This is a genomic window from Corallococcus caeni, from assembly GCF_036245865.1.
In the GTDB taxonomy this organism is placed as follows: domain Bacteria; phylum Myxococcota; class Myxococcia; order Myxococcales; family Myxococcaceae; genus Corallococcus; species Corallococcus caeni.
This window is the reverse complement of sequence record NZ_BTTW01000009.1, coordinates 381,145-388,880: the sequence shown is the minus strand read 5'-3', so window position 1 is coordinate 388,880 and position 7,736 is coordinate 381,145. Positions and strand designations below refer to the sequence as shown.

The following is a 7,736-nucleotide window of genomic DNA, read 5'->3' as shown; positions in this document are numbered from 1 at the left end:
CACACCCGTTCCCATCCCGAACACGGAAGTTAAGCCCTCCAGAGCCGATGGTACTCCGCGGGAAACCGCGTGGGAGAGTAGGTCGCTGCCGGATTCTTTTTGAAAGCCCCTGGTGCCGCAAGGCGCCGGGGGCTTTGTCTTTGCGGGCTTGTGACACCTGGCATTGCCGTGCGCGTCCTCGTGGATTGATCCGACGAGGTGCGAACGTACGGGGGCCTGGCTTTGAGGCTGGCCTGACCCTGCCTGCTTTGCTTGAGTGGCGCTCCATCCCCCCTTCTGGACAGGAGCCACTCGCATGCATCTGCTTCGAATCTACGCCGCCGGACTGTTCGCTCTGGGGCTCCTGCTGGTTCCCGCTGAATCCAAGGCACAGCAGTCTGGAGTCCGCCTGGGCGTGGGCGCGGACTACTGGGTGGACACGAGCGCGGCCTTCAACTTCACGCTGGGCGTTGAAGGGCATGTCGCGGGTCCACTCTTCGTGGGGGCCCGCTTCGGCGCGGTGCTCGTCACCGACGGCAACATCATTGGCGTTCCGTTGGACATCTCGCTGCGCGCGACGGTGGGCCGCACCGTCTACATCGAGGGGCTCGCGGGCCCGTGGATCTTCTTCAAGGGTGACACCTTCAAGGCCCACGCAGCGTTTGGCTTTGGCCTCCAGGGCAAGGCCGCGAGCATCGGGGTCGAGGTCGGCTACCTCGATCCGAATCCCATCATCGGCCTGCGGCTGGGCTACAAGTTCTAGAGGCCGCCGTGGCTCAGTAGTGCGGGGGACGCTCCTGCTGACGGGCGTCCACCAGGCCCGGCTCGGCGTCCAGCTTGCGCTTGAGGCGCTCCAGCTCTGCCTGGAGCGCGTCGATGACGCGCCCCTGCTGGTAGAGCACGTCGCTCAGCTCCTGCAGCAGCTCCTGCTGCTGCGTGTAGCGGATTTCCAGCTCGACCAGGCGCTTGTCTTCCATTGCCGTCTCCTCCGCTCGGGGACCGTGCCCCATGAATACCCTTGAATACCTACAGCGCGCCCGTGAGCTGCTTGGACGCGGACAGCCCGAGCTGGCGGAGTCCGCGCTGAGTGACGCCATTGATGCCGCCGTGGCGGCGGAGGACCTGGTCCTCCTCACCCACGCCCGGTTCGCGCTGGGGGAGCTGCTCTTCCAGCAGGGCCGGGATGAAGAGGCAATCCCCTTCCTCCAGGCCGTGGTGCGCACCGAACGGGCCGATGGCTCCGTGGACGCGCCGGTCATCGCCTCCGCCCGGATGCTCCGGCAGATCCGGGGGCAGGAGCCTCGCTGAGCATGCCCTGCGCTTAGGGCAGCCGGCACTGCTCCCGGATGGCGTCCATCCGCTGGGGGAAGCGCCGCTCCAGGTCCGTGCGCGTCTGGCGGGCTCCCTCGAGCCTTCCTGCCTTCACCTGGAGGGTGCAGAGGGTGCCCAGCGCGCGGGTATCGGAGATGTCCAGCCGGTCCGCCTGCCGCAGGGCCTCCTCCGCGGCGTCCTGGTTGCCCAGCTGGAACCAGGCGATGCCCAGCTGGAAGTGGCCTTCCGCGAGCTTCGGGTCCTTCTGCACCGCCTGCTGCAACAGCCTCACGGCTTCGCGGCTGCGGCCCTCCTTCGTGAGCACCAACCCCTGCTCCACCAGGAGCCGGGCCGCGGGCACCTTGCCCTCCAGGGAAGTGAAGACCTTCAGGGCGTCCTCGGGCCTTCCCATCCGGCTGAGCAGCCGGCCGTAGCGCACGCCGACGAGCGGATCCCCCGGAGCCCGGCTGTAGGCCCTGGACAGGGCCTCCGTGGCGCCCTCGATGTCGCCCTTCTCCTCGCTCAGGTCCGCCCGGAGCAGCTCCGCCCGTGGGTCCGTTGGCGCGAGCTTCTGGGCCTTGCCGAGTGACTGCTCCACGCAACGGGTCATGCGCTCCCGGTCGCAGATGCGCGCGAGCAGGAGCTGGGTCTCCAGCGCGTTCGGATCCCTTCGCTCGGCTTCCAAGGCCAGGTCGTGGGCTTCCGCCGGAGCGCCTTCGCGCAGGAGCTCCGCCGCCGTGCGCAGGTCCGCCGCCGTGGCCTTGTCGTTGTGCTTCAGGGGCACCAGGAACCGCAGGCGGCCTTCCACGTTCTCCGTGGCGCGGGCGATGGCCAGCTCCTGCTCGGGCATGTCGCGGGGCAGGAACAGGGGGATGACGTGGATGGCGAGCGCCACGCCGCAGACCCAGAGGACGCCCCGGAGCCCCTGGTTCCAGCGCCGGCCGGTCCTCTGCCCCGGTTCGTTCGTTGGCTCGCTCATGACGGGTTTCTATACGGCGCGCAGGTGGGGGCGCAGCCCCGAGGGAAGCTCCAGCTCACAGCTCCAGCACAGCTCGAAGTTCGCCGGGTTCTCCTCGCCGCAGCGGGGACATGTCACCGAACGATTGGCGGCTTCCTGGTTCGCCTGGAGCTCCGCGAGGACCTGGCGCCCGGCCTCCAGTTCCTCGGACCACAGCCACAGCTCCACCCAGGCCTCCGTGCTGGGAATCTCTCCGCTCAGCGGGACCAGGGACTCACCGCGGATGTCGACAGAGAGCCCGGCAGATTCCAGGGCTCCCGCCAACATCCGTGCCTCTCCGACCGTGCGGTGCACGGAGAACTGCACGCGCTTCATGCTGCTTGTCTGTCAGAACCGGGCCGTCAGGGCAACCCGCCCCGGTTGCTCCCCTGCTGTGCCTTGGCGGACCTGGCCCTCACGGGCCGTGCGGCCCCTCGTCATTCGTCGTGACGGAGCTGATGCGGCAGGACGGCGTGGGCGTGGCGGGGGGCCCGGGCGTGGAGCTCCGCCGTCAGCAGGGCATCCAGCTCCGCGAGCAGGCGATCATACCCGCCCCCGGCGCCCTTCGCAGGCAGCCGCTCCGTGGCGAGTCTCAGCCGGGGCGTCTCCTCGTCCTCGAAGGCCAGGGTCACCGCCAGTCCGTCCGGGCCTCCAGCCTGGGGCACGAGGGTGGCGGGTTCGGGCTCCCGTTGGAGGGTCTCCAGCATGGGCCCCAGCCGGCGGATCTCCTCCTGCGTCAGGTCCCGCTCCACCACCGGTTCGCCCTGCTCCAGGACGCGCAGGTGCTTCAGGCCTTCCACTCGCAGCGCCTGCGCTCCGGTGTTCGTCCGGCCACTGCGCTCGTAGGTCACCGTCTTCACGCGCCGTACCTCCCTGGGTTCAGGAGTAGGCATCCGCCTCCTCCTTCGCATCCGGAGGAAACCGCGCCCGGGCGCTCCCGATCCCGGAACGACAGCCCGAGCGACCGATGCCGGACAGTGTGCAGCGCCCCCTGGGCCCCTGCGCTTCCCGGGCGCGTCTCCCTACCGTGCCTTCGTCCGGGCGCCCATGTCCGGACACAGGGAGGACGCCGAACGATGAGCAAGCACAAGAACCCGAGCCCGAATGATCAGCGCTCCAACACGAAGAACCCGGAGCGCCCGGAGCACAAGTCCGCTCAGGACAACCGCGCCAACCAGATGAACCCGAACCGTCCTCCGAACCCGCCGTCCCACATGCCCTCGCACGGCGGTGGCACGACGGGCGGGGACGACTCCTCGAAGCGCTGACCGCAACCGGAGAGGCCGGCCGCGCGTTCGGGCCGGCCCCTCTGGCGGTAGAAGGTCAGCGGACGCGCGGCGAGCACTCGCCTTCGCCACGGTAGTGGCCCACGGTGCGCACGAGCGCCGTCACGAAGTCGCGCAGCGTCCGCACGCTGCCCGCGCCTCCCGTGCCGTACTGGTTCGACGGCAGCGACGTGAGGTCCACCAGGCCCAGCTCGTCGAGCGTGATTTCACCGTCCGGACCGACGATGCCCACGCTGTCCGCTCCGGCGATGGCGTCAAAGCGCATCTTCGCGTCGGACGACTGGAGGTCGTCGAAGAAGAGGTGGTCACCGTGGAGGGTGAGCTGCACCGTCTCCGTGCCGCCCTTGGGCACCGTCACGCCGTTGCCGATGTCCTCGTTCTCGCAGTGCTCGTAGAGGGTGTTCGTGGCGAAGCCCCAGTGGAAGCGCTTCGTCGCGGTGCCCTTGGTGGCCGTGCCCTCCACGTAGACGGACCAGCCTTCGGTGTTCATCCGCGTCACGTCCTCCGCGTCCGCGTTGCCGGCGGTGGCGTCCGCGACGGGGGCGATGGCGTAGCTCACCTCGTCCCATTCCTCGGCGGCGAGGTCGTTGAACGTCGCGACGTCCACAGGTCCCGGACGGTGCACGTCGTACACCTTCGCGGCCGTCTGTTCGGCGGCGGTCTGCCCTTCGTGGTTGGCGACCTTCACCTCGCCCAGCTTCACGAGGAACTTGTCGTACTTTACGCTCCAGCCGTCCTCGAAGGCGCTGGCGGGGATCTGCTTCTCGATGAAGTCCTCGCCGTACGTGGTGAACGTCACGTTGCCCTGACCCGACGAGCAGGCAACCAGGGCGAGGCAGGACACTCCCATCAGCCAATGCTGCTTCATTGCGCGGCTCCTTCCACCCACGTCACGACGTAGGCGCTGGTGTCTTCCACGCCGCGCACCAGCCCGTTCTGGGCCTGACTGCCGGCGGGGAAGGTGGAAACGCCGGCCGCGTCCGGAGGCGACGCGGTGGCGAAGTCGATGCGGTCCATCCATTTCCCCAGGTCCACCGCGATGCGCACGAAGCCCGCCTCCTTCTGGAGGTCGCGCTCGAAGCGCACGCCTTCAATGGCCTTGGGCAGGTCCACCGTCGCGTCGAAGCGCACCGTGGCTCCGGACGTGTGCGTCGCCGTGCCGCGCACGTGCGCTTGGTGGCCCGCGAGCACGTTCCGCGCGTCCGTGGCCGCCGTGGGCGTCACGAGCGTCAGCTCCAGCGAGCCGTATGAGCCCGTGACGGCGTTGGCGTCACCCAGCGTGGCGCCCTCGAGCAGGTCCACCGTCTGGACGTTCAGCACCTCTCCCAGCGCGTCGCCGGGGACGTAGTGGCCGGGGTGCGCGTTCGCGGTGCCTCCGATGAGCGAGTACCAGTCGAAGCGCGGGGCGCGGCTCGACAAGAGCACTCGGCCTTCGAAGAAGCGCACGGAGCCCACCGAGAGCTGCGCGGCTTCGGGGGTCACCGTCCAGCCGTACTCGTTGGGGGCCGTGGGCGCCGTCGCCGTCATCGTCACCGCGAAGGTGCGGCGCTCCGCTTCCGTCTTGCCGCCGCAGCCCAGGCTCATGAGGGTCGCGATCAGCGCCAGCGCTCGGAGCGGGGCGGGGAATGGGTTCATCACAGATGGACCTCCAGGGTGAGCGAGGCCACGCGTGGCGACCCCGCGGTGAAATGTCTGGCTGGAACGAGGCTGGGCTGGGAACTGGGGTCGAAGCGCGAGCTGTAGACAAACTCGCCGTCGCGCCAGCGCGTGTTGAGCAGGTTCTTCACGTCGAGCCGCAACGCGAGGGCTCCCCGGCGCAGCGCGGCCTGCACGTCCGCGAGGAACACCGTGTGGCTGTATTCGTCGTAGGGGAGGGGGCGCGGCCCGATGAGCGTGAGGCCCGTGCCCAGGGACAGGACGGAGTCGATGCCGGGTAGCGGCTTGTCCCAGCCCACGTCCGCTCGCGCGACCAGGGGCGCGAAGTAGGGGAGCTTCGCGCCTGTCTTCGTCACCGTCGCGTTCGCCACCGTGGCGCTCAGCGCGGCGGTGACTCCTTCGAGGGGGCGCGCCTGCAGGGCCGCGGAGATGCCCGTGCGCAGCGTCTCTCCCGTGAAGACGGTGGTGCCCACCGTGTGGTCGAAGAAGAAGTCGTCCGCCACCTGCGAGCCGAAGACGCTCGCCTGGAAGGACAGCCGTTCTCCTTCCTTCCGCGTGCCCAGTTCCGCGCCGTGCACGTTGACGAAGGGGGCCTGTTCTCCTTCCGCGAGGCTTCGTGCCTGCGGCGAACGGAAGCCGTCCCCGTAGCTGGCGAAGAGGGCCCAGGTGTCCGTGAGCGCGTATTCGACGCCGGCCTTGGCTCCCCAGTGCACCCCGAAGGCGCTGCGTGAGTAGCCCTGCCCGTCGTAGTAGCGCGGGTCGCGGAAGGCGAGCGCGTCGAAGACCTCCACGCCCAGCGCGTCGGCCCGGCCTCCCAGCCGGAAGGCCCAGCGGCCCAGGGGGAGCCTCGCTTCGGCGTAACCCCAGACATCCGTTTGTGTGAGGTCCGCGTCCACTTCGTCCGCGAAGAAGGTGCCGTCCGTCTCACGGTAACGGCGTTGCGTCTGGTGGATGCCGTCGCGCCTTCCTCCGAGGCCCAGCTCCAGCGCGACGGGACGGTCGAAGAGGATGAGCTGGCGGCGGTGTTCCGCTCGCAGGCCCAGCGTGGAGCCGTCGTTCGTCTGCTCCAGACCGTCGCCGCGGTCGTCCACGCGGTAGCCCGTGAAGTTGTTGCGCAGGCGCAGGTCCGAGAGGATTCCGAAGGCCTCCAGCCTCGTGCGCGCGGTGCCTTCACGTGGCAGGTCCACTCCGATGAGGAGCTGATGCCTGGAGACCGTGCCGCCCTGACGCGGGAAGGAGCCGGAGTAGAACGTGCGGCGCCCGGCTTCGAGGTCGTCCTCGCGCACCACGCCCGGGGAGTCGAAGCGCGTGACGTAGCTGCCTCCCAGGATGCGCGCGCTCAGGCCGTGGCCCAGGTCCAGGTTCGCCTGGGCGAGCAGCGTGGCCCGGCCGTAGCCTCGCTGGGGACCGAAGCCGTCACTCTCTCCGAGCTCCGCCGCCGCGAAGGTGCCGGGGTCCTCGCCGGGGCGCACCGTCACGACGAGCCGGCGCTGGTTGAACTGGCCCAGCGTGCCTGCGAACTCCACGCCCTTCTCCCGGGCGCCCAGGTCCATGCGCACCGTTCCCGCGACCGCGAAGTCCCCCTGGAACGCGCGGTAGGAGCCCTCCGTCACCTCCAGGGATTGGACGAGCTCCGGGATGATGAAGTTGGTGTCCGCGTAGCCGAGCGCGTGGATGTGACTCACCTCGTTCACAGGCAGGCCTCCGACGTTCAGCTCCACGTCCTGACCGTGGAGCGCGTCGAAGCCCCGGAGGAAGAGCTGCTGCGCCTTGCCCTCGCCACTGTGCTGCGAGGCCACGAGGCCTGGGACGACGCGGAGCACGTCCGTCGCGTTCATGCGCGGTGCCGTGTCGAGGATGTCCCGGCCCAGCGTGACCTCGGAGGCGCTCTGCGCAGGACGCGTGCCTCGCACTACCGTGGAGCGCTGCTTGCCGGAGGACTCTGGTGGTGGCGTGGTGGCCGGGGCTTCCGTCGGCGGCTGCTCGGCGGGCGATGCAACCGCGTTGCTGGGGCTGGGGGCTTCCGGCGATGGCTGCTCGGCGGGAGCTGCGACTGCTTCGCTGGGGCTGGGGGCTTCCGTCGGCTGCTGCCCGGTGGGAGATGCGACTGCTTCGCTGGGGGGAGGCTCCTCCGGCGTCCGCTGCTCGGACGATGTCGTGCGTGTCTGCCCGGAGGCCAGTGCTTCCGTTGGCTGCCCGGCCTGCTTCAGGGGCGCGGTGGGCTGCCGCATCATGGGTTGCTGCTGTTGCTTCGTGGCTTCTGTCACTGCGTGGCCGGTGGCCTCCGGGCGCGGCCCTTCTTTTGCGACAGGCGGGGCTGCGTGAAGACACGTCGAGAGCGTGGCGAACGCGATGAGCAACATGGTCACGGAAGGGGATGCACGAGGAGATGGCGACACGTCCCCGGCTCGCGTCGCGACGCGCTCCAGGTCACGCGGGATGGGACGGCGCAAGACACACGCTCACGCAGGCCCGTCTCTGGCCCAGGCCAGACGGTCCGCATGCTC

The 7,736-nt window shown here is 69.6% G+C and carries 10 protein-coding genes and 1 rRNA gene; 4 read left to right on the top strand and 7 right to left on the bottom strand.

Annotated elements, in window-relative coordinates; all coding sequences use genetic code 11:
* A 5S ribosomal RNA gene (gene rrf / locus AABA78_RS32845) occupies positions 1 to 94 on the top strand; the annotation flags it as partial.
* Positions 95 to 295: 201 nt separating this feature from the next.
* Positions 296 to 742, top strand: a complete 447-nt coding sequence (locus AABA78_RS32840) for a hypothetical protein (protein ID WP_171419611.1) — start codon at positions 296 to 298, stop codon at positions 740 to 742.
* 13 nt (positions 743 to 755) lie between these two features.
* Here the strand turns inward: AABA78_RS32840 and AABA78_RS32835 are convergent, their stop codons facing one another.
* A complete protein-coding gene (locus AABA78_RS32835) occupies positions 756 to 956 on the bottom strand; it encodes a SlyX family protein (RefSeq protein WP_120527568.1) in 201 nt (66 codons plus the stop codon).
* 31 nt (positions 957 to 987) lie between these two features.
* On the opposite strand from AABA78_RS32835, the gene AABA78_RS32830 reads away from it, so the two are divergent.
* Positions 988 to 1,287: a tetratricopeptide repeat protein gene (locus AABA78_RS32830; protein ID WP_120527567.1), complete on the top strand. Its 300-nt coding sequence runs from the start codon at positions 988 to 990 to the stop codon at positions 1,285 to 1,287.
* 13 nt (positions 1,288 to 1,300) lie between these two features.
* Here AABA78_RS32830 and AABA78_RS32825 read toward each other — a convergent pair whose 3' ends face one another.
* The 3 genes from AABA78_RS32825 to AABA78_RS32815 all read right to left on the bottom strand — a co-directional run bounded on the left by AABA78_RS32825 (position 1,301) and on the right by AABA78_RS32815 (position 3,147).
* Positions 1,301 to 2,269 (bottom strand): tetratricopeptide repeat protein, encoded by a 969-nt coding sequence (locus tag AABA78_RS32825; RefSeq protein ID WP_338269267.1) that lies wholly within the window; start codon positions 2,267 to 2,269, stop codon positions 1,301 to 1,303.
* Positions 2,270 to 2,278: 9 nt separating this feature from the next.
* On the bottom strand, positions 2,279 to 2,623 hold the full coding sequence (locus AABA78_RS32820) for a DUF7577 domain-containing protein (protein ID WP_338269266.1): 345 nt from the start codon (positions 2,621 to 2,623) through the stop codon (positions 2,279 to 2,281).
* A 101-nt stretch (positions 2,624 to 2,724) separates the two neighbouring features.
* Positions 2,725 to 3,147 carry a hypothetical protein gene (locus AABA78_RS32815; protein WP_338269286.1) on the bottom strand — a complete coding sequence of 141 codons (423 nt, stop codon included), beginning with the start codon at positions 3,145 to 3,147 and terminating at the stop codon, positions 2,725 to 2,727.
* 216 nt (positions 3,148 to 3,363) lie between these two features.
* Here AABA78_RS32815 and AABA78_RS32810 point away from each other — a divergent pair, with 216 nt between their 5' ends.
* Positions 3,364 to 3,555: a hypothetical protein gene (locus AABA78_RS32810; protein WP_171419619.1), complete on the top strand. Its 192-nt coding sequence runs from the start codon at positions 3,364 to 3,366 to the stop codon at positions 3,553 to 3,555.
* A gap of 55 nt (positions 3,556 to 3,610) precedes the next feature.
* Here the strand turns inward: AABA78_RS32810 and AABA78_RS32805 are convergent, their stop codons facing one another.
* The 3 genes from AABA78_RS32805 to AABA78_RS32795 are packed head-to-tail and all read right to left on the bottom strand — an operon-like array spanning position 3,611 to position 7,463.
* On the bottom strand, positions 3,611 to 4,441 hold the full coding sequence (locus AABA78_RS32805) for a hypothetical protein (protein WP_338269264.1): 831 nt from the start codon (positions 4,439 to 4,441) through the stop codon (positions 3,611 to 3,613).
* Positions 4,438 to 5,208, bottom strand: a complete 771-nt coding sequence (locus AABA78_RS32800; protein ID WP_338269263.1) for a hypothetical protein — start codon at positions 5,206 to 5,208, stop codon at positions 4,438 to 4,440. Before AABA78_RS32800 ends, AABA78_RS32805 begins: the two co-directional genes overlap by 4 nt.
* The gene (locus AABA78_RS32795; protein WP_338269262.1) at positions 5,208 to 7,463 is read right to left on the bottom strand and encodes a TonB-dependent receptor domain-containing protein; all 2,256 of its coding nucleotides are present in this window, start codon (positions 7,461 to 7,463) and stop codon (positions 5,208 to 5,210) included. The genes AABA78_RS32800 and AABA78_RS32795 overlap by 1 nt, the downstream gene beginning before the upstream one ends.
* Positions 7,464 to 7,736: the final 273 nt, after the last annotated feature.